This is a genomic window from Streptomyces alanosinicus (assembly GCF_014650595.1).
Classification (GTDB): Bacteria; Actinomycetota; Actinomycetes; order Streptomycetales; family Streptomycetaceae; genus Streptomyces; species Streptomyces alanosinicus.
The window spans coordinates 41,523-60,579 of the sequence record NZ_BMVG01000008.1 but is presented as its reverse complement, the minus strand read 5'-3'; the positions used below and the strand labels follow the sequence as shown (position 1 = coordinate 60,579).

Sequence of the window (19,057 nt, the reverse complement as noted above, 5' to 3'; positions counted from 1 at the left end):
GTCACGGTTGCGCGTGGCCCTGCCGGTCAGGTGCCCGTGGCGCGCAGGGCGCGGTGCGCGGCGGTGCGGAGATGGGCGAGGACGTCCGGGTCGGCGTCGAGGGTGTAGTCGGTGTCGAGGCCGGCCAGGGTCTGGGCGATGCGGGGCAGATGGTCGTCGGAGGCATCGACGCGGCAGCTGCGGGCGTCGATGGGCTGGAGGCGGGTAGCCAGGCCGCGGCTGTGGGTGCGCACGTGGTCCGCCGAGGCGTGGACGGTGGCGACGGCGCGATAGCGGGTCGGTGCGGCGGAGAGCCGGGCGGCGACGAAGGCGGTGGGATCGTCGCCGGGCACGGGACGGGGCGCGACACGGCGCCCGGTGGGCGTGACGTCGCTGATGCGGTCGAGACGGAACAGACGCCAGTCCTCCTTGTCGAGCTCGTGCGCCAGGAGATACCACAGGCCACCGGAATCGACCAGATGACAGGGCTCGGCCCGGCGTGCGCCGGCGGTGCCATGGCGGGTGGTGTAGCCGAAGGTGACGATCTCGTGGTCACGGCAGGCGACGGCGAGTCCGGCCAGGAGCGCCGGGTCGACACGCGGCCCCCGCTCTTCCCAGGTGATGCCGGCGAGGGAGGTCTGAAGGGCGGCGACCTGTACGCGCAGCCGCTGGGGAAGGACCTGCTCCAGCTTGGCCAGGGCGCGCAGGGCGCTCTCCTCGATCCGGGCCAGACCGCCGGCCGTGGTGCGCAGGGCGACGGCGATGGCGATGGCCTCCTCGTCGTCGAGGAGGAGCGGCGGCAGGTCGCTGCCCGAGGTGAGGCGGTAGCCGCCGGCGTGCCCGCGGGCACTGGCGACGGGATAGCCCAGTTCGCGCAGCCGGTCGATGTCGCGGCGGACGGTGCGGACGGTGACGTCGAGACGTTCCGCGAGATCGGCGCCGGCCCACTCACGGCGGGTCTGCAGCAAGGACAGCAGCCGCAGCATCCGGGCGGTCATGTCGCTCGTCATGAATTCCATGATGCCGTGGTCAAAGGACAGGACCTGTCCTGAAATGACCCTACGGTGGACCTGTCCGCACGGAGCAAAACGGGAGGTTTCCTCATGAAGATCGCTGTTCTCGGTACCGGCGGCGGTGCCCGCTGTCACATCGCCAAGCTGGGCGAACTCGGTCACGAAGTGCTGGTCGGCACCCGCGAACCGGCGGTCACACTGGCCCGTACCGAACCCGACATGATGGGCACCCCGCCCCTCGCGGGATTCCTCGCCGAACACCCCGGTGCGCAGCTGCACACGTTCGGTGACGCCGCGGCCGCCTCCGACGGCGTGGTCATCAACGGCATCGACGGCCACAACGCCGTCCGGGCGCTGTCCGCCATCGCCGACCAGCTCGCCGGCAAGACCCTGATCGACTACGCGGTGCCGTTCATCTATCGGCATGAGCCGGAGCACCCCTGGCCGACCCCGTGGGGGATCATGCCGAAGCTGGAGCCGGTGGACACCGACAGCCTCGGTGAGCGGATCCAGCGTGCCCTGCCCCGGACGAAGGTCGTGAAGTCCTTCGTCACCCAGGAGCAGAGCACCGTCGTCGACCCCAAGAGCGTCGGCGGTGGGGAGCACACCATGTTCGTCGCCGGTGACCACGAGGACGCCAAGCGGCAGACCGTCGACTTGCTCACGTCCTACGGCTGGACGGACATCCTCGATCTCGGCCCACTCGTCAGCGCGCGCGGCATGGAGATGTACGCGCACCTGCACTCCGCCATCGGCTTCGGCCTGGGCCAGCGGTTCGGCGGCCATTTCGGCATCAAGGTCGTCCGGTGACACCATGACCGCTGGAACGACCGTACTGCCGCGCGTCACCGCCGCTCAGCGCCGCGCCCGCCTCGTCCTCCGTCACCTTCTGGCACCTCGTGCGCGCAAGGACACGGCCGGGGCGGTCGTCGACGCGCTGGTCGGTCTGCACGCCACCGACCCCGCAACCGTCTATCTGTCCGCCGCGGCCCGTATGCATGCCCCCACGGCGGCCGCCATCGACCACTCGCTCTACCACGCCCCGGACGGGGTTCCCGGACTGGAGCGGATCCGCTGTATGCGCCGCACCATGTTCGTCGTCCCCGCCCCGCTCGCCCCGGCGGTCCAGTCCGCCACCACCCGAGACACCCACCGTGCCCAGGCCGTGGCTCAGTTGAGCGAGGCCTTCGGCTGGGACGAGCGCCGCCGCGTCCTGGTGGAGCAGGCCGTTCTGGCGGCCCTGGCCGCGCGCGGTGGCGCCACCGCCGCTCAACTCGCCGTCGACATACCCGACTTGCGCGAGCAGATCGTCATCTCCCGCGGCAAGCCATACGAGTCCCGGCAGCGCGCCGGCACATCCGTCCTGGGGCTGCTGGCGGCGCAGGGACGTATCCGCCGGACCCGGCCGAACGGCTCCTGGACCTCCGCCCAGTTCCGCTGGGCCCCCGCCCGCCCCCTGCCGCGTATCCCCGAAGCGGAGGCGAAGACCATGCTCGCCCGTCACTACATCGGCGCGTTCGGCCCGGTGACGGCCGAGGACATGAAGTGGTGGACGGGGTGGACCGTCTCCGACACCCGCAAGGCCATCGCGGCCACGGGCGCGCAGGCCGTGGAACTCGACGAGGGTACGGGCTATCTCCTGCCCGAGGACCTCGCGAGCCTGGAGCGCCTCGGGCATTTCGACGCCTCCGAGGACAATGCGGGTCCCGAGCCCGCGGTGGCCCTGCTGCCCAGCCTGGACCCCACCCCCATGGGCTGGCGACACCGCGACTGGTACCTCGACCCGGACCACACCAAGGCCCTCTTCGACCGCAACGGCAACATCGGCCCCACCATCTGGTGGAACGGCCGTGTCATCGGCACCTGGGCCCAGCACGCGCAGGGGCACATCAACCACCACCTGCTGACCGACCCCGGCCGTCAGGCACGCGCCGCCATCGAGGCCGAGATCCAGCGCCTCCTCACGTTCCTCGACGGCACCCGTGTCACCCCCTGCTACCGCACTCCCCTCGAACGCGGCCTCGCCGGCCGACCCCGGCGCGAGGTCAGCCGATGAGCGAGCGGAACTGCTCGATCGTACGGCGCCGCATGGTGAGGAACGCGTGCCAGGAGCCGTCGGCGTAGTGCAGCCGGAAGCGGGCCATCAGCTGCAGGCGGGGCCGGCGCTCGACCCGGGCCACCCAGGGCCGCGGCACCTCCCACACCGGGGTGCCGTCCAGGGGCTTGACCAGCCCGACACGCTGGTCGGTCACGCGGAGCAGCAGCGCGCCCGAGGTGCTCGGCATCCCCGCGGCGATGCTGCCGGCCCGGCTGGACTCCGCGCCGATATGGCTGACGAACTGGTTGGCGATGGCCCCGCCGACACCGCCGCCGATGCCTTTGGCGCTCTTGGCGGGCACGACGGAGGCATACAACAGGAGCTGCTCGCCGGGGGCCAGTTGACTGAGAGCGGAACGTTCACGGAGGGCCGACATGCGCATGATCATAGGGGCACGGCGGGAGCGCCCGGCTCCTTGGGCCGGGGGAAGGGCTTGCTCGGCCCGGATCGACGCCCGCATTCCTGGGTGCAGTCACTTCCGGCCACTGCTGTAGGGGGCCCGTCATCTCCTTTCGCTGTCGCACGCGGACCGGACGCTGCCTGCGGTGGGCGTGGGACCGGCGGTGCCGGTGCCATGGCCGATCACGGGCAGCTGGATGACGAGGGCGGCCGCCGCGAGGAGTCCCGCGGCCGCGGCGACGCTCACCGCCGGGCACGCGCGGGCGAGCGGACGCAGCCAGGGCAACAGACCCGGTGTCTGTGCCGTACGCGGCCGGGCGTGGCCGGCGGGGCGCGACGGCACCCCGGACCCCGCGGCTGCGGCGGCCGTGGAAGCGCGGGTGCCGGGCCTCCTTCTGGCGGCGGCGAACGCGGTGCCGCCCCAGGGGAGCAGGGCCTCGGCCAGTACCGCGCCGGGCCGTCGGTTCATGGCGGTCGCTCGGCGTGGGAGCGGGAGCACTCCCGGCAGTCGGCCAGATGCCGGTCGAGATCGACACTCGGGTACGCGCCCCCGCCGCGGGTCGCGGCTTCCAGGAGGGCGCCGAAAGCACGGCAGTGCTCGCCGGCGGACCGCTCGGCGTGGAGGTACAGACAGTGGAGGTACAGACAGGCGTGACGGAGCGCTTCGAGGGCACTGCGTCGCAGGCGGGGAACTCTGCTGGGAGGTACACCGAGGGACCGCCCCGCGGTGAGGACGTCGTCCCGCTGTACGACGGTGTGCCACAGGACCGCCTGGGTGCGCCGGCCCATGCTCGGGCAGTCCGCTCGACCATGAGGAGCGGATGCTGGAGCGGCGGAAGATCCGTGGCCGGCGCGGTGCGGATGTCGAGCACGGTGCGCTGGAGCGCCTCGATCGCCAGGTCGCGTACGGATGCCTCGGCCGCGAAGAGAGCGGCGTAGTCGAGCATGGCCGGGAGACGGCGCCAGCGGAGTTCGATCGCGGCCGCCGCGATCTGTTTCCTGCGGGCTCTGGGATCGCGTGGTCCTTGGTCATCCCGCCTTGACGTGGCCGGCAGACGCAGCCCCGCGATGAGTGCCTCATCGGGCAGATCGGGCGAGGACAGGGCCGTGTCGACGTCCACGGACTCCTGCGGCCGACGCGGTGCCGCCTCGACCAGGTGTTACGGCCGCCTCGACGGTGTTACGGAGGGCGGCGCCCATGCCCGGTGACCGCGCCTCGATTCCCGGCGGCGACGCGGAGACTCCCACCGGTGCGGACGGTCGCCGATTGCAAACCCGGCGGTATGTGTGCGTTGCCGCCGCTCGCTCGTCAGCACGTTCGGGAATGCCCTGGGTGGACGGGTCACGCGTAGCGTGTCCAGTTCGCGTTAGGGTGCTTCCGCAAATGTTGTGCATGCTGAGGCGTGCGAGGAGGGGGAGGTGCCACGGTGTCGGATCTGGGGCGGCTCATAGCCAACCGATACCGGTTGGTGGAGCGTGTGGGCCGCGGCGGAATGGGTACCGTGTGGCGGGCCGAGGACGAACTGCTCGGCCGACACGTGGCGGTGAAGAAACTGCACGTCCCGCTGCATCTGCACGACGACGAGGTCCAGCGGCTCCACGAGCGCACCCGCCGGGAGGCCCGCAGCGCCGCCCGGATCACCCACCCCCATGTGATCGTGGTCCACGACGTCGTCGATGACGAGGGGCTGCCGTGCATCGTCATGGAGTACATACCCTCGCTCACCTTGAGTGACGTCCTCAAGCGGCAGGGCACGCTGCCGCCCGCCGAGGCGGCCCGCATCGGCCGCGCCATGGCCGCCGCGTTGCGCGCCGCGCACCAGGTGGGAGTGGTGCACCGGGACATCAAGCCCGCCAATGTCCTCCTCGGGGACGACGGACGGATCGTCCTCACCGACTTCGGTATCGCCGTGGAGCCGGGAACGCCGTCACTGACCAAGACCGGCGAACTGGTCGGCTCGATCCACTACCTCGCACCGGAGCGCCTGCGGACCGGGATCGCCGAGCCCGGCCCCGCGTCCGACCTGTGGGCCCTCGGCGCGACCCTGTTCCAGGCGGTCCAGGGGTCCACGCCGTTCCAGCGGGACACTCCGATCGAGACGGCGTACGCCATCGCCACGGAGGAGTGCCCGCCCGCGAGCAACGCCGGGCACCTCACCCCGGTGATCGAGCGCCTGCTGCTGAAGGAACCCGGCCGGCGCATGGACGCCGAGGAGGCCGAGCGCCTCCTGGGCAGCGCGGCCGCACAGCACACGGCGGCCCCCTCTGACACGGCGACGCGCAGGGAGACGCGTGTCGACAGCCCCACGCCTCCCGCTCCGGCACCGGCTCCGGCCTCTGCGCCCGGCGGTAGGCGTGGCCGCCGTAGAGCCCTGCTGATCGTCCCGGCCGTGCTGGTGGCCGCCACGGCGGCGGGCGGAGCGCTCTGGCTCGGGCGTGGTGACGCCGCGTCGGGCGGTGCGTCCGGGGCCGGCACATCGAGCGGCCCGGCGAGCCCGAGTGCCTCCTCGTCCTCGGTGCCACCGCTGCCCCACGGGTACCGCCTCGAACAGGCGGCCCAGGGCATCTCCGTCCCCGTGGCGGACGGCTGGAAGTACAAGGACATGCCCGGCGGGGAGGTCGGCTACATCTCGGGGCTGGCCGGTCTGCGGATCAACGTCGTCCAGTTCGCGGGCGACGACCCGGTCCGGCACTGGCGGGACACCGAAGAGGCCCAGACGCGTCGCGACAACCCGGGCTATGAACGGGTCAGGATGGACCGGACGACGTTCCGGGGGCGGCCCGCGGGGTACTGGGAGTTCACGTTCCAGGGCAGGGTGCGGAAATACCGGGCGGTCGAGCTGTCCTTCAGCGGCGCCGACGGCACCCAGTACGTGATCTACCTCTCCGCGCCCAACGATCAGTGGAGCCAGTACCGGCCGGTCTTCGACAACGCGGTCAACGGAGTCCGCCTCAAGGGATAGCGGACTGCGGTCATCGGCAGGAGGACCCAGGGCGCGCGCTCCGACCTGCGGTGTTACCGAGCTGAGCGGTGGAGGGCGACGGGCTGTCACGGGACCGCCGGGCCGGTGTGACCCCGGTGGGATCCGGTCGCCGACTCCGCGGGTGACAGTGGCGGTGCCCCGGGTTCCCCGGCCGTGACGGCGCATTTCTCGGGGGACGAGAGAGCGAGAACGACGATGCGCATGCCGCGAGGGATGTCCCTGCCCCGAACCGCCGGCGTCCTCGCCGTTGCCACCCTGATGGTGACGGCGTGTTCCGCCGAACGTGGCGCCGACCCGCGGCGCGAGGACGGCACCCGGGGCACGTCCCTGCCGCGGCTGCCCGCCCGCTTCACCCAGCAGAAGATCGACTGGGCGGGCTGCCAGGGCATCACGTCCGAGCCGGTCGCCGGTGCGGAGTGCGGCTGGGTCGAGGTGCCCGTCGACTACGCGGCCCCCGGCACGGACACCCTCAAGCTGCGGGTGTCCCGGGTCAAGGCACAGGACCACGGCCGCAGGCTCGGCTCACTGCTCTACAACCCCGGCGGCCCCGGTGCCCCGGGCGCCGTGGACGTGGCCGAAGGCAGCTGGCAGGCCGGCAAGGAGGCGCGCGCCCGCTACGACCTGGTCGGCTTCGACCCGCGTGGTCTGGGCGCCTCCTCGCCCATCGAATGCCCCGACGGGGCGCCGCAGGAGCCCGAAGACACACCCCGGACCGTCGCGGAGGCGGAGAAGGCCTTCGCCGCGGCCCGTGGCCTCGCCCGGTCCTGCCAGAAGGGCAGCGGCATGGTCCTCGCGCACATGGACAGCGTGAGCGTCGCACGCGACCTGGACGTCCTGCGCAGCGTTCTGGGGGACCGCAGGCTCAACTACACGGGCATCTCGTACGGCACGTTCCTCGGCCAGCAGTACATGAAGCTGTTCCCCGACAAGGTCGGTCGCATGGTTCTCGACGGTGTCGTCAACCCGGCCCGCGACATGCGGCAGGTCGCCCTCCTCGACGTCAGGACCGCCGAGGAGGCGCTGCGTCGCTATGCCGGCCATCTCGTCGCCCAGGGCGATCTGCGCCTGGGAGCCACACCCGAGGACGTCATCCAGCGGATCACCGGCCTTGTCGCGGATCTGGAGCGCTCGCCGCTGACGGGCCCCGAGGGCCGACGGCTGACCGATTCCACCGTCTCCGCACACCTGCGTACGGCGACCCGCCAGGAGAACTGGAGACCGCTGACCGATGCCCTGGTGGCCGCCACGCACGGTGACGCCGGTGCCTTCGACCGCATGGACGAGGAAGGCGCCGCGGGGGCCGGTGAGGACGGTACGGGCGGCGCGGACGAGACGACGCCGCAGCAGGAGAAACAGGAGCGGACCGAAGCCATGGGCAACGCGGCCGTCCTGTGCCTGGACTCCCGCGGCGCGCCGACGTCCCCGCGGGAGATGCTCGACACGGCCGATGAGTTCGCCAGGAAGTCGCCCCTGTTCGGACGTGGCTTCGCTTGGCAGATGCTCGACTGCGCGACCTGGCCCGTCGCCGCGACCGGGAAGACCGAGCCGATCACGGCGCGGACCGCGCCGCCGGTGCTGCTGGTGTCGTACACCGATGACCCGCAGACCCCGCTGGAGAACGCCCGGGCCGTGCACCGGCAGTTGGCGCACAGCTCACTGCTGGTGCGGACCGGCCAGGGGCATGGGGCGTACGCCTCGCAGACCCCGTCCGCGTGCACGGATCGCGTCGTCGACGCCTACCTCGTCGGCGGACGCCTTCCCGAGGACGCGGCCAACTGCCCCGGCTGATAGGCGGAGACGCTGAACAGCTGACAAGCCGAGAAGGGGAGAAGGCTCCGGTTCACTTCACCGCTCCCATGGACAGCCCGCGGACAAGCTGCTTCTGGGCGATCCAGCCGGCGAGCAGGACGGGCAGGCAGGCCAGGCTCGCGGCGGCGGCGAGCCGGGCCCAGTAGAGGCCCTCGCTGGTCATGAAGCCGATCAGGAACACGGGCATGGTGGCGGCCCGGACGGAGGTGAGATTGAGGGCGAGGAAGAACTCGTTCCAGGAGAAGATCACGCAGATCAGCGCGGTCGCCGCGATACCGGGCGCGACCATCGGCAGCAGCACCTGGGTGATCTCCTGGCGCTGGGTCGCGCCGTCGACCCGGGCCGCCTCCAGAACCTCGCCGGGGACTTCGAGGAAGAACGAGCGCAGCATCCACACCGCGATCGGCAGGTTCATCGCCGTGTACAGCACGATGAGAGTGCCGATGTCGTCCAGGGCGCCGATGTCGCGTACGGCGAGATAGATCGGCACGATGGCGGCGACGACGGGGAGCATCTTGGTGGAGATGAAGAAGAACAGCGCGTCGCGCCATCTGCGGACCGAACGGATCGACAGGGCGTAGGCGGCCGGCACCCCGATCGCGAGCACGAGAAGCGTGGAAAGCGCGGTCGCCAGCGCAGAGTTGGCCAGATACGGGCCGATGCCGCTGGAGAACACCGCCCGGAACTGGTCGAGGGTGGGGGAGAAGACGAGATGCGGGGTGGTGGTGTAGGCGTCGGACTCCTGCTTGAAGGCGGTCAGCGCCATCCAGAGCACGGGAAAGAAGAACATCAGCCCCGCCAGCCAGGCACCGGCCGTCCAGGCGCTCTGTCCCAGCAGGCGCTTGACGCGGCGGGCGGAGGGTTCGACGGCGCTCATCACGCCCTCCCTTCGGTGGTGCCGAAGACGGTGAAGAGCATGCGCAGCGCGATCGAGGCGACGACGACGGTCCCGGCCACGGTGACGACGCCGAGTGCCGAGGCCTGCCCGACGTCGAAGCCGAGGAACGCGCGCTGGTAGAGGTAGTACGGCAGATTGGTGGTCGCCGTGCCCGGCCCGCCCTGCGTCATCATGAAGATCACGTCGAAGGTGTTGATCAGATAGATCGCGCCGAGCAGCACACCCAGTTCGATGTAGGGCCGCAGGTGCGGCACGGTGATGGCCCGGAAAGTGGTCCAGGGCCCGGCGCCGTCGATCTGGGCGGCCTCCAGCACGTCGCCGGACTGGCTCTGCAGTCCCGCGAGGACGATCAGCGCCATGAAGGGCGTCCACTGCCACACCAGCACCGTGACGATCGACGCCATCGGGAACCGGCTGACGAAATCGACCGGAGCGATCCCGGCCAGGCGCAGCAGGAAGTTGACGATGCCGTACACCGGGTCGAGCATCGTGGTCCTCCACAGCAGCCCCGCCACCGTCGGCATGATCAGGAACGGGGCGATCAGCAGCGTTCTGACCATGGCCCGGCCGGGGAACTCGCGGTCCAGCAGCACGGCCAGGCCGACGCCCAGCGCCATCGAGACGGCCACCGCCAGCAGGGTCATCTCGATCTCGGTGAACAGCGCGTCCCGGAAGGCACTGTCGGTGAAGACATCGCTGTAATTGCTCAGGCCCACCCAGTGCCGGGAGTGGGGCCGGACCAGATTCCAGGACTGGAACGAGAAGAGCACCGTGAAGACGAACGGGATCTGGGTGACGATGATCATCAGGAGCAGTGCCGGGCTCAGCGGCAGCCGGCGCCGCCATGCCTCGCCGGCCGACAGCCGTGACGACGGCCTGCCGGGCGTCAGGGGAACGGGGCTGGACGGGGCGAGCGTCGCCATGGCGCCTCCTCGGACGGCGGGGGTGGGAGCGGTCACCGGTGCCGGTAGGTCCGGCCGACGGTCTGGGCGTACTGCTGTGACTGGGCCAGGGCGGCCCGCACCGACTTCCGCCCGGCGATCACCGCGGTGATCTGCTGGCTGACCCGGGTGCCGAGGTCCTGGAACTCGGGGATGTCCAGGAACTGCACTCCGGTGTACGGGACGGGCTCCACGGTGGGGTGTTCGGGATCGGCGGCGCCGATCGCCCGCAGGGTGGGCTCGGCGAAGGCGGCGGCCCTGGCGTACTGCGGGATCCGGTACGTCGAGACACGGCTTCCCGGTGGTACGTGCGACCAGCCGAGCCTGCCGCCGACGAACCGGATGTACTGCTTGGAGGTCGCCCACGCCATGAACTGCCAGGCGGCGTCCCGGTGCCGGCTGGTCCCGGGGATCGCCAGCGACCAGGAGTAGAGCCACCCCGAGGACGCGGTCCGTTCGACGGGGGCGGACGCGTAGCCGATCCTGCCGACGACCTTGCTGCTGCCCGGGTCCTCCAGCGAACCGGCCGCCACGGTCGCGTCATACCACAGTGCGGCATTGCCCTGCGCCATGTCCGTACCGCACTCGGTGTATCCGGCGGTGGCCGCGCCCGGTTCGCCGGCCGTACGGAGCAGACCGGTGTAGAAACCGACCGCTTTCGTCACCTCCGGCGAGGTGAGCCGGGCGTTCCATCCCAGGTCGTACCAGCGTCCGCCGAAGGTGTTGATCACTGTGTCCAGCGGAGCCAGGTTCTCGCCCCAGCCGGGGACCCCGCGCAGACAGATCCCGGCGACGCGGTGCGCCGGGTCGTTCAGCTTGCGGGCCAGTGCGGCGACCTGCTCCCAGGTGGGCGCGGCGGGCATGGTCAGATGACGGGCGGCGAGGAGATCCTTGCGGTACATCAGATACGACGACTCGCCGTAGAACGGCACCGAGTACAGCTCACCCCGATAGGACAGGGACTGCCGGATCGGGCGGATGAAGTCGCCGGGGTCGTATCCCGGTGTGCGGTCGGCGTACGGCTGGAGGTCCACCAGCCAGCCGTTCCTCGCCCACATCGGCGTCTCGTAGTTGCTGATCATCACCACGTCGAACTCCTTGCCGCCGGTCGCCACCGATTCGGTGATCTTCTGGCGGGCCACGTTCTCCGGCAGCGTGACGTACCGGACGTGGACGCCCGGGTGGCGGTGCTCGAAGTACGGGGTGAGTTTCTGAACGTCCTGCATCTGCGGGTTGGCGACGATGGCCACCGTGATCGTGGTGCCCGCCCCGGAGCCGCCGCCGATCGCCCCGGCCCCGGCGCAGCCGGCCGCCGGCGACAGCCCGGCCAGGACCGCGGCGAGGGCCGCGGCGGCGCGTCGTCGTCGGTTTTCCGGCAATCGTCGGCTTTTCCGGAGCCGCCGGGTTCTCGGGAATCGCATCGTGGAGTACTCCTCGCTGTTCCGGTGTACAACGACGGCCGGATGCACCCGGCACGCCATTGTGCTCGGATGAGCGCTATTCGCTCCTCTTTGGCCTCATCCCCGCGATTCCATTGACGTCGGCTTGGCGTGGCCTTTAATGGAAGTACCTGAACGCATGAGGTCTATATGCTCAATCGAGCAGAAACCGTGGGGGCGAACCAGACTCTTCTGAAAGATCGGAAGACACCATGAACGCTGTAGCCGAACGCGACGTTCCGTGCGCTGCTGCCGAAGTCGCCTCCGCCTCCATCGAATTGCCGGCCGTCCTGACCGCGCCCCGGCAGGCGCGCGCTTTCACCAGAAACTCCCTGCGCCGCTGGGGGGCGGCGGAGGAATTCATCGAAGCGGCCGTCCTGGTCGTATGCGAACTCGTCACGAATGCCGTCTGCCATGGCTGCCGACCGCCGCGGACCACACACCGACACGCCGTGCATTCCGAACCGCTCGGACCGGAATCGTCGATCACACTCACCTTGCGACTGAGACCCGACGCACTCCACGCCGAGGTGCGTGACCCGTCACCGGACCTGCCGGTCCGGCGCTCGGCAGGGCAGGACGACGACTGCGGGCGCGGACTCGCGATCGTCGCCTCGCTCGCCGGGTCCTGGACAGCCGGCTGGGCGCCCGGAGGCGGCAAGTGGGTCCGGGCCTGTCTGCCCCGGGTGGCCGCCGCCGTCCCCGGCTGACATGTCGGGGAACGGTCCTGACTGTGTGGGACGACAGGTATGGGAGGACCGGCGTCGGAAGACAGGTGTGAGACGACTGGCACGGGACGGCTGGCGTCGGAAGACAGGTGATGGACGGCATGAGCACACAGCACAGACCGCGCGTCGGCAGGCCGCCGCACCACACGGGCCCGGAGGAGCTGGTGCAGACCGCCGCCATGGCCCGTCGGTTCTACCTCGAAGGCAGGTCGAAGACCGAGATCGCGGAGGAGTTCGGCATCAGCCGCTTCAAGGTGGCCCGCATGCTGGAGACCGCGCTGCACAACGGCCTGATCCGGCTGGAGGTCAGGCTCCCCGCCGAACTGGACGCCGAGCGCTCCGACGCCCTGCGCAGCCGGTACGACCTCCGCCACTGCGTCGTCTTCACCTCGGCACAGCAGGATCCGGGCGGCGCGGTGCTGGCCACCCAGCGCCTCGGCTCGGTCGCCGCGGCGCTGCTCGCCGAGATCGTCACCGATTCCGATGTCCTCGGCCTCGTCTGGGGCCCCGAGATCGAGGCGGTCGGCCGTGAACTGACCGTGCTGGCCCGCTGCAGGGTGGTGCAGCTGTGCGGGGTGACCCCGCTGCGGCCCGTGGACAACAACGCCGTGGAAGCCGTGCGCCGAGCCGCCTCCATCGCGCGCGGCCCCGTGTATCCGATCCACGCGCCACTTCTCCTTCCTGACGGCGCGACAGCCCGGACGCTGCGCCGGCAGCCGGGCATCGCTGAGGCGGTCGGCCAGTTCCAGCACCTCACCAAGGCCCTGGTCACCGTCGGCGCCTGGGAGCCGGGCCTGTCCACCATCTACGACGCACTCGGCGCCGACGAGCGCGAGCAGTACCGGAGCCGAGGAACCTGCGCGGAGGTCGTGGGTCAGCTGCTGGACGCGGACGGGCGTCCCGTCGCCCCGGAACTCACCGAGCGGATCATCGCGATCGGCTTCGACGAACTGCGCCGCGTGCCCGACGTGATCCTCCTCGCCGACGGTGCCGAGCGGGCCGCCGCCACCTCGGCGGCACTGAGAACCGGCCTGTTCAACGGCATCGTCACCAACACGGCCGTGGCGGAGCACCTGCTGCGCTGACCCCCGGGCCGGCGTGGCCGGACAACGTACGGAGAGACCATGACGCCTCTCGTGGAGCGCGCCCGCGCACTGCAGGTGCTGAACGCCCTGCTCGGCCACGTCGTGGCGGGCGCTGGCACGGCTGTGTCGGTCGAGGCACCGGCCGGGGCCGGAAAGGGTGCGCTGCCGGCGGAGGCCGCGGCCCGTGCCCGCCGGCACAAGGCCCACGTGTTGCGGGCACGCTGCTGTCCGCACGAGGCGGCCGAGCCGTGGGGAGCCGTCCGTCAACTGCTCGACGCGCTGCTGAGCGAGGAGGACCGCGGCCTGCTGGACGCCGGCCCGGCCCCGCTCCCCGACGGGTCCGGCGACCGTGCCCTGCCCGTCGAACGCTTCCACGATCTCTATCTGGTGCTGCTGCGTCTGTCGCGGCGAGGCCCGGTGGTCCTGCTGGTCGACGACGCCCACCACGCCGATGACCTCTCCCAGCGATGGCTGGCCTACCTGGCCCGTCGTCTGGAGGGTGTCCCGATCGGACTGGCCGTGGCCGGCCGTACGGCCACCGGAGCCGCCCGCGGAGCGCTCGAAACGGCGCTGGCGGCATGCCCGGAATTCCCCCGGCTGTCTCTGCGGCCCCTGTCCGAACAGGGCACGGCCGACACCTTGGCCGGCAAGCTCGGCCAGGCCCTGGAGCCCGACAGCGCGGCGGTGTGCCATGCCGCCACCGGCGGCAACCCGGGGCTGCTGGACGCCGTGGCCGTCTCCGTCGCCCGCACCGGCACTCCGGCCCCGCGGATCACGCCGGACCAGGCGGCCGGTCTCTGCGACCGCGCCGTCCTGCGCGCCCTGCCCCTGCTGCTGAACCGCCACGCACCCGCGGTGACCGCCACGGCCACCGTGGTCATCGCCCTCGGCCAGGTGACCGGTCTGCCACTGCTCGCGGCGACGGCGCGGATCGCCGTATCCGACGCGGAACAGGCCGTCACCGCCCCGGAGGACGCCGGATGAGGGTGCGCGGGACCGCCCTGGCAACTCCGCTCCGCCGCCGTCGCCCAGGTCCTCACCGCACAGGCGGGCGAGCACGCGCTCGGCACACTGCGTTCCCGGGCGGCCGAAGCACTGCGCGACCTCGGCGCCCCTCCCTCCGAGATCGCCGACATGCTGCTGCTCACCACACCCGGGGGACAGGCCTGGCGGGTGCCGGTGCTGCGGGAGGCGGCCCGTGTCGCCGAGGAGCACTCGGATCTGTCCGCTGCCGGCGCGTATCTGCGCCGTGCCCTGGCGGAGCCGCCCCCGGACACCGACCGCCCCGGGCTCCTGGCCCGGCTGGGCGTCGCCGAGGTGCACAGCGACCCCGAAGCGGCCGCCACGCATCTGCGTACGGTCCTGGCAGGCGAGGCCGACGTCCGGGTGCGGGCGACCCTGGTGCCGCACCTGGCCGAGGCGCTGGTCCGCACCGGGCGTGCCGAAGCGGCCGTGGCCCTGCTGGACGAACTGGCCGGCCAGTTCGGCGAGGACGACCGCGAGACGCTGTACCGGCTGTGGGCCCAGGGCATCCTGGTCCTCCTGGAGGAGACCCCGCACGTGGCCGACGCCTGGATAGCCCGCGGCCACATCGCCCGCGACCTGGCCGGTGCGAGCCCCGGACAGCGACTGCTGCTGGCCGCGCTCGCCCTGAAGACCACGCTGAGCGGACAGTGCGCCCACGCTGCCGCCGATTTCGCCGACCGGGCTCGCCCGGCCCGGACCGACGGAGGACCCCGCGCTCACGACCGTGTTCGCGGCGGCCGCGCTGCTGCACGCGGGCCGCCTCACCGACGCCCGCTGCTGCGACCAGCTCCTCGGCGACGGCATCCACCGCCAGCCCGCCCCCGTGCAGTCCCTCTTCCTGGCGATGCGCGCCAAGATCGCCCACCGCACGGGTGACATCACCTCCGCCCTGTCACTGGGCCGCCAGGCCCTCGCCCTGGCCCCGCCGGGGCGGCGCTACCAGCCCTATGCCACCGCCCAGGTCATCCACGCCCTGCTCGACCTCGGCGCCGCCGAAGAGGCGGACCACGTCTGCCAGGCCTCCTACCAGAGTCCGGCAGGCAGCCACTGGAGCTGGTCCGCCCTGCATGCCGCGCGCGCCCGGAACCACCACGCCCGAGGCGACCAGCACGCCGCCCTGGACGAACTCGGCGCCTGCGCCCAGCTGATGCGCGACGGCGGATACGACAACCCCGCCCTCGTCCCCTGGCGCTCCCACGCCGCCCTCGTCCACCAGCGCCTCGGCGACCACGACACCGCCATGGACCTGGCCGAGGAGGAGCTGGTACGAGCACGCCGCCGGGGCGCCGACCACACCATCGCCACCAGCCTGCGCATCCTCGGCCGGCTGCCCCCCCGGGCCACCGAGGCACGGACAGCGCTGTGCCAGGCACTCGACCTCGCCGACACCTCAGGCGCCGCCCCCCTGTCCGAACGCGCCTACCGCGCCTTCCTTGCCACCGGCGCGCGCCCCCGCCGCAGACGTCAGTCCGGAGTGAGCGCGCTCACCGAACGCGAACACCGTATCGCCTCCCTCGCCGCCACCGGCATGGACAACCAAGCGATCGCCTCCGCCCTGTTCGTCAGCCGGCGCACCGTGGAGTTCCATCTCACCCACGTCTACCGCAAGCTCGCGATCGACGGCAGAGCCGACCTCGGCACGGCACTGACCACCTCCCCGAGCCCAGCCTGCCCGCCCAGCCCCGCACCGCCCACGGCGACAGCTGACAAGAAGCGTTCGGTTCACCCCGCTTTTGAAGTTTCAGGGGGATAGAGCGGCGGGCGGACGGGAAGAGTGCTACACGGCGCACCGCGGGGAGCGGGGGAGCGTGTCCGGGAAGCCGGGCCCGATGCGCCGGGGAGGGCCACGTATGGGCGCACCGCCCTTGTATCTCGCACCACGGCTGGGCGAATGGCTGCGCTCGCTCCTCGCGGCGCCCGAACTGCTGCACACCCTCACCGACGCCCTCGGCTCTCCGCTGAACATGGTGATGCCCGATCAACTCGCCGCCAATCTGGAGCAGTTCAGGTCGGTGTACGGCACACATCGGCTGTCCGGCCAGGTGCTGTTCGCGCACAAGGCCAATCGTTCCAGCGCCCTGCTGCGGCGGCTGGCGGCCACGGACGCCGGCGTGGACGTCGCCTCCCTCGGGGAACTCCAGCACGCGCTCGGCGCCGGCTTCACCCCCGACCGCATCACGGCCACCGGTCCGAAGAACCCGGACTTCCTGTGGCTGGCCGCACGCACCTCGGTCACCGTCGTGGTCGACGGTCCGGCCGAACTGGAGCAACTCGCCGTACTCGTCCGCAAGTTCACCCTTCCGCGGACGCGCGTCCTGCTCCGGCTGGCGGGATTCGAGACATCCGGCGTGCGGGTGCTGAGCAGACGCAGCCGTTTCGGGACGCCCGTGAACGAGTCGGAGCAACTGCTGGAAGCGGTCCAGCGGCACAGCGACGTCGTGGAACTGGTGGGCGTGGCCTATCACCTGGACACCACGAGCGTCACCGAGAAGGCCACCGCGCTGGACGGCTGTCTGCGGGTGCTGGAGGAGTGCCGCGGCCGGGGACTGCGCCCCTCGGCCGTGGACATCGGCGGCGGATTCGGCGTCGACTACCTGGCCGACGGCGCGCAGTGGGAGCGGTACACGACCGCGCTCACCGCGGCCGTCCTCGGCACCCGGCCGCCACTGACCTGGGGCGGGCACGGCTACGGACTGCGCAACGAAAGCGGCACGCTGCGCGGCTCGCTCGGCCTCTACCCCGCCCACCGCCCGGTCGCCGGGCCGCGCTACCTCGACGAACTGCTCGCCCACCCGGCCGCCTCCTTCGACGGCCGGCCCCTCGCCGCACTGCTGCTGGAGCACCTCTACGACCTGTACATCGAACCCGGCCGGGCCCTGCTGGACCAGTGCGGGCTGACCCTGGCCAGAGTGCTGGAGGTGCGTGCGCCGCGGAACGGAGGCGCACTCCTCGTACGGCTCGCGGCCAAGGCCGACGACGTGGGCCTGGAGGAACACGGAGTGCTGATGGACCCCGTCGTCGTCCCCCGCGGCCGGGCGAGGCCGGCCGCGGAACCGGTCGCCGTGCATCTCTTCGGCAGTCTGTGCCTGGAAACCGACCTGATCACGCGCCGGACGGTCTTCCTGCCGCGCCGGCCCGAACCCGGCGACCTGCTGGCCTTCGCCAACACCGCCGGTTACTGCATGGACTTCCACGCCACCCGCGCCCAGCAGCAGCCGGCCGCGGCCAAGGTCGCCGCCTGGCAGCAGGCCGGCAGCTGGCGCTGGTGCCTGGACGACCAGTACTGGCCGGTCACATCCATGGGCGGGGTGGGATACGACATGGGGGGAGCGCAGTGAGGTACGACAGCATCACCGAGGCCATCGGCAACACACCGCTGGTGCGCATCGACCCGGCCGTGCACGGTCTGGCACATATCGACCTTTACGCCAAGCTGGAGCTGCTCAATCCGTTCGGGTCGGTCAAGGACCGGGCCGCCTGGAACATGGCCGGCCCACGGCTGGCAGAGGCGGCCGCGCACGGCAGCCAGGTCGTCGAACTGTCCAGCGGCAACACCGCCAAGGCGCTGGCCGTCCTCGCCGGGATGTACGGCCTGACCTTCAAGAGCGTCACCAACCGGATGCGCGTGCCGGAGATCAAGGACCTTCTGCTGCTGCTCGGCGCCGAGATCGAGGAACTGCCCGGCCAGAGCGAATGCCTGGATCCCACCGCCACCGACGACCCGCTCACCCTCTTCCACCGGACCCTGTCCGAGCCCGGCAGCGCCTATCTGCACACGGACCAGTACTTCAACCCGCGCAACACCGAGGCTCACCTCGCCGGCACCGGACCGGAGATCGTCAAGGACCTGGACGGGCGCGCCCCGGACTGGTTCATCGCCTGTGTGGGCACGGCGGGCTCCTCCACCGGCGTCGCCCGGGTACTGCGCGAACACGATCCCGCCGTACGGGTCGTCGGGCTGGTCGCCGCCAAGTCCGACTTCATCCCCGGCATCCGCACCATCGACGAGGCGCACCAGGTGGGCCTCTTCGACCCCGGCACCTACGACTCCATCGAGGCGGTCGACTCGGACGAGGCGATCGAGGGGATGCTCACCCTGAACCGGCGGTGCGGCATCCTGGCCGGACCGACCGGGGGTGCCGCCTACTTCGGCGCCGTGCGCCGGCTGAAGGCCGCCCGCGCCGCGTCCTCGGCGCGACAGTCGGCCGTCTTCATCGTCTGCGACCGGGTCGAGAGCTATATGAGCTACGTCCGCCGGCGCCGCCCCGACCTGTTCGGCCGCCCGCGCCGCGCCAACTCCCCGGCCGATCTCACCGACGCCGAGGTGCAGGCGGCGCCCGCCATCGGTGTGGAGGATGCCCGGACCTGGATCGGCACCGGTGCCCCGCTCGTCGTGGATCTGCGCAGCCCCTACGCCTTCGCCGCCCTCCACATCGACGGCTCCGTCAACATCGTCGACGAGCTGTTCGAGGAGCTGCTGCACGGCGGACTGCCCTTCAGCCGTACCCGTCCGGTGCTGCTGGCCTGCCCGGTCGGCGAGAAGTCGGCCCGCTACGCCGCGCTGCTGAACCGGATGGGCCACCCGGACGTACGCAGCCTGGCCGGCGGCATCATCGCCTGGCGGGACGCCGGCGCCCCGCTGGTGCGGGACTGACGAC

General features: G+C 71.6%; 19 protein-coding genes. 12 read left to right on the top strand and 7 right to left on the bottom strand.

The window, feature by feature from the left end:
• Positions 1-26 precede the first annotated feature (26 nt).
• A complete protein-coding gene (locus tag IE277_RS19120) occupies positions 27-989 on the bottom strand; it encodes a helix-turn-helix transcriptional regulator (RefSeq protein WP_189954003.1) in 963 nt (320 codons plus the stop codon).
• 93 nt (positions 990-1,082) lie between these two features.
• Here IE277_RS19120 and IE277_RS19115 point away from each other — a divergent pair, with 93 nt between their 5' ends.
• Positions 1,083-1,802: an NADPH-dependent F420 reductase gene (locus tag IE277_RS19115; RefSeq protein ID WP_189954000.1), complete on the top strand. Its 720-nt coding sequence runs from the start codon at positions 1,083-1,085 to the stop codon at positions 1,800-1,802.
• 4 nt (positions 1,803-1,806) lie between these two features.
• Positions 1,807-3,048: a winged helix DNA-binding domain-containing protein gene (locus IE277_RS19110; protein ID WP_189953998.1), complete on the top strand. Its 1,242-nt coding sequence runs from the start codon at positions 1,807-1,809 to the stop codon at positions 3,046-3,048.
• Here IE277_RS19110 and IE277_RS19105 read toward each other — a convergent pair.
• The 3 genes from IE277_RS19105 to IE277_RS19095 form a co-directional block, all read right to left on the bottom strand.
• Positions 3,038-3,466, bottom strand: coding sequence for a hypothetical protein (locus tag IE277_RS19105; protein WP_189953996.1), 429 nt, complete (start codon positions 3,464-3,466; stop codon positions 3,038-3,040). The genes IE277_RS19110 and IE277_RS19105 overlap by 11 nt on opposite strands.
• Before the next feature lie 126 nt (positions 3,467-3,592).
• Positions 3,593-3,958: a hypothetical protein gene (locus IE277_RS19100; RefSeq protein ID WP_189953995.1), complete on the bottom strand. Its 366-nt coding sequence runs from the start codon at positions 3,956-3,958 to the stop codon at positions 3,593-3,595.
• Positions 3,955-4,278 carry a hypothetical protein gene (locus IE277_RS19095; protein ID WP_189953993.1) on the bottom strand — a complete coding sequence of 108 codons (324 nt, stop codon included), beginning with the start codon at positions 4,276-4,278 and terminating at the stop codon, positions 3,955-3,957. Before IE277_RS19095 ends, IE277_RS19100 begins: the two co-directional genes overlap by 4 nt.
• A 32-nt stretch (positions 4,279-4,310) precedes the next feature.
• Here IE277_RS19095 and IE277_RS19090 point away from each other — a divergent pair, with 32 nt between their 5' ends.
• The 3 genes from IE277_RS19090 (at position 4,311) to IE277_RS19080 (ending at position 8,261) form a co-directional block, all read left to right on the top strand.
• The gene (locus tag IE277_RS19090) at positions 4,311-4,532 is read left to right on the top strand and encodes a hypothetical protein (RefSeq protein WP_189953991.1); all 222 of its coding nucleotides are present in this window, start codon (positions 4,311-4,313) and stop codon (positions 4,530-4,532) included.
• A gap of 384 nt (positions 4,533-4,916) precedes the next feature.
• Positions 4,917-6,452, top strand: a complete 1,536-nt coding sequence (locus IE277_RS19085) for a serine/threonine-protein kinase (RefSeq protein WP_189953989.1) — start codon at positions 4,917-4,919, stop codon at positions 6,450-6,452.
• A gap of 234 nt (positions 6,453-6,686) precedes the next feature.
• Entirely contained in the window at positions 6,687-8,261 is a 1,575-nt protein-coding gene (locus IE277_RS19080) for an alpha/beta hydrolase (protein WP_189953988.1), read from the top strand.
• Between the two features lie 52 nt (positions 8,262-8,313).
• Here the strand turns inward: IE277_RS19080 and IE277_RS19075 are convergent, their stop codons facing one another.
• From IE277_RS19075 to IE277_RS19065, 3 genes are read right to left on the bottom strand one after another with little or no spacing between them, the layout of a single operon-like run.
• Positions 8,314-9,159: a carbohydrate ABC transporter permease gene (locus IE277_RS19075; RefSeq protein ID WP_189953986.1), complete on the bottom strand. Its 846-nt coding sequence runs from the start codon at positions 9,157-9,159 to the stop codon at positions 8,314-8,316.
• On the bottom strand, positions 9,159-10,103 hold the full coding sequence (locus IE277_RS19070; RefSeq protein ID WP_189953983.1) for a carbohydrate ABC transporter permease: 945 nt from the start codon (positions 10,101-10,103) through the stop codon (positions 9,159-9,161). Before IE277_RS19070 ends, IE277_RS19075 begins: the two co-directional genes overlap by 1 nt.
• Before the next feature lie 32 nt (positions 10,104-10,135).
• Positions 10,136-11,542: an ABC transporter substrate-binding protein gene (locus IE277_RS19065; protein WP_189953982.1), complete on the bottom strand. Its 1,407-nt coding sequence runs from the start codon at positions 11,540-11,542 to the stop codon at positions 10,136-10,138.
• Between the two features lie 230 nt (positions 11,543-11,772).
• On the opposite strand from IE277_RS19065, the gene IE277_RS19060 reads away from it, so the two are divergent.
• The 7 genes from IE277_RS19060 to IE277_RS19035 all read left to right on the top strand — a co-directional run bounded on the left by IE277_RS19060 (position 11,773) and on the right by IE277_RS19035 (position 19,053).
• Complete coding sequence (locus IE277_RS19060) at positions 11,773-12,270, top strand: ATP-binding protein (RefSeq protein WP_189953980.1); 498 nt, start codon at positions 11,773-11,775, stop codon at positions 12,268-12,270.
• A 119-nt stretch (positions 12,271-12,389) separates the two neighbouring features.
• Entirely contained in the window at positions 12,390-13,373 is a 984-nt protein-coding gene (locus tag IE277_RS19055; protein ID WP_189953978.1) for a sugar-binding transcriptional regulator, read from the top strand.
• Positions 13,374-13,412: 39 nt separating this feature from the next.
• Positions 13,413-14,357 (top strand): ATP-binding protein, encoded by a 945-nt coding sequence (locus IE277_RS19050; RefSeq protein WP_189953976.1) that lies wholly within the window; start codon positions 13,413-13,415, stop codon positions 14,355-14,357.
• Positions 14,358-14,507: 150 nt separating this feature from the next.
• Positions 14,508-15,275 (top strand): tetratricopeptide repeat protein, encoded by a 768-nt coding sequence (locus IE277_RS47230; RefSeq protein WP_229881772.1) that lies wholly within the window; start codon positions 14,508-14,510, stop codon positions 15,273-15,275.
• Positions 15,244-16,152, top strand: coding sequence for a helix-turn-helix transcriptional regulator (locus IE277_RS49195; RefSeq protein ID WP_308433406.1), 909 nt, complete (start codon positions 15,244-15,246; stop codon positions 16,150-16,152). The genes IE277_RS47230 and IE277_RS49195 overlap by 32 nt, the downstream gene beginning before the upstream one ends.
• A 97-nt stretch (positions 16,153-16,249) precedes the next feature.
• Complete coding sequence (locus tag IE277_RS19040; RefSeq protein WP_189953972.1) at positions 16,250-17,737, top strand: Y4yA family PLP-dependent enzyme; 1,488 nt, start codon at positions 16,250-16,252, stop codon at positions 17,735-17,737.
• A complete protein-coding gene (locus IE277_RS19035) occupies positions 17,734-19,053 on the top strand; it encodes a pyridoxal-phosphate dependent enzyme (protein ID WP_189953970.1) in 1,320 nt (439 codons plus the stop codon). The genes IE277_RS19040 and IE277_RS19035 overlap by 4 nt, the downstream gene beginning before the upstream one ends.
• Positions 19,054-19,057 lie beyond the last annotated feature (4 nt).

Excerpts from the sequence above, each read along its gene's own strand:
- IE277_RS19105 (WP_189953996.1), bottom strand. The coding sequence starts at position 3,466 with ATGTCGGCCCTCCGTGAACGTTCCGCTCTCAGTCAACTGGCCCCCGGC.
- IE277_RS19095 (WP_189953993.1), bottom strand. The coding sequence starts at position 4,278 with ATGGGCCGGCGCACCCAGGCGGTCCTGTGGCACACCGTCGTACAGCGG.
- IE277_RS19075 (WP_189953986.1), bottom strand. The coding sequence starts at position 9,159 with ATGAGCGCCGTCGAACCCTCCGCCCGCCGCGTCAAGCGCCTGCTGGGA.
- IE277_RS19055 (WP_189953978.1), top strand. The coding sequence starts at position 12,390 with ATGAGCACACAGCACAGACCGCGCGTCGGCAGGCCGCCGCACCACACG.
- IE277_RS47230 (WP_229881772.1), top strand. The coding sequence starts at position 14,508 with ATGCTGCTGCTCACCACACCCGGGGGACAGGCCTGGCGGGTGCCGGTG.
- IE277_RS19080 (WP_189953988.1), top strand. The coding sequence starts at position 6,687 with ATGTCCCTGCCCCGAACCGCCGGCGTCCTCGCCGTTGCCACCCTGATG.
- IE277_RS19115 (WP_189954000.1), top strand. The coding sequence starts at position 1,083 with ATGAAGATCGCTGTTCTCGGTACCGGCGGCGGTGCCCGCTGTCACATC.
- IE277_RS19040 (WP_189953972.1), top strand. The coding sequence starts at position 16,250 with ATGGGCGCACCGCCCTTGTATCTCGCACCACGGCTGGGCGAATGGCTG.
- IE277_RS19065 (WP_189953982.1), bottom strand. The coding sequence starts at position 11,542 with ATGCGATTCCCGAGAACCCGGCGGCTCCGGAAAAGCCGACGATTGCCG.
- IE277_RS19110 (WP_189953998.1), top strand. The coding sequence starts at position 1,807 with ATGACCGCTGGAACGACCGTACTGCCGCGCGTCACCGCCGCTCAGCGC.
- IE277_RS19100 (WP_189953995.1), bottom strand. The coding sequence starts at position 3,958 with ATGAACCGACGGCCCGGCGCGGTACTGGCCGAGGCCCTGCTCCCCTGG.
- IE277_RS19120 (WP_189954003.1), bottom strand. The coding sequence starts at position 989 with ATGACGAGCGACATGACCGCCCGGATGCTGCGGCTGCTGTCCTTGCTG.
- IE277_RS19070 (WP_189953983.1), bottom strand. The coding sequence starts at position 10,103 with ATGGCGACGCTCGCCCCGTCCAGCCCCGTTCCCCTGACGCCCGGCAGG.
- IE277_RS19060 (WP_189953980.1), top strand. The coding sequence starts at position 11,773 with ATGAACGCTGTAGCCGAACGCGACGTTCCGTGCGCTGCTGCCGAAGTC.
- IE277_RS19050 (WP_189953976.1), top strand. The coding sequence starts at position 13,413 with ATGACGCCTCTCGTGGAGCGCGCCCGCGCACTGCAGGTGCTGAACGCC.
- IE277_RS19090 (WP_189953991.1), top strand. The coding sequence starts at position 4,311 with ATGCTGGAGCGGCGGAAGATCCGTGGCCGGCGCGGTGCGGATGTCGAG.
- IE277_RS49195 (WP_308433406.1), top strand. The coding sequence starts at position 15,244 with ATGCGCGCCAAGATCGCCCACCGCACGGGTGACATCACCTCCGCCCTG.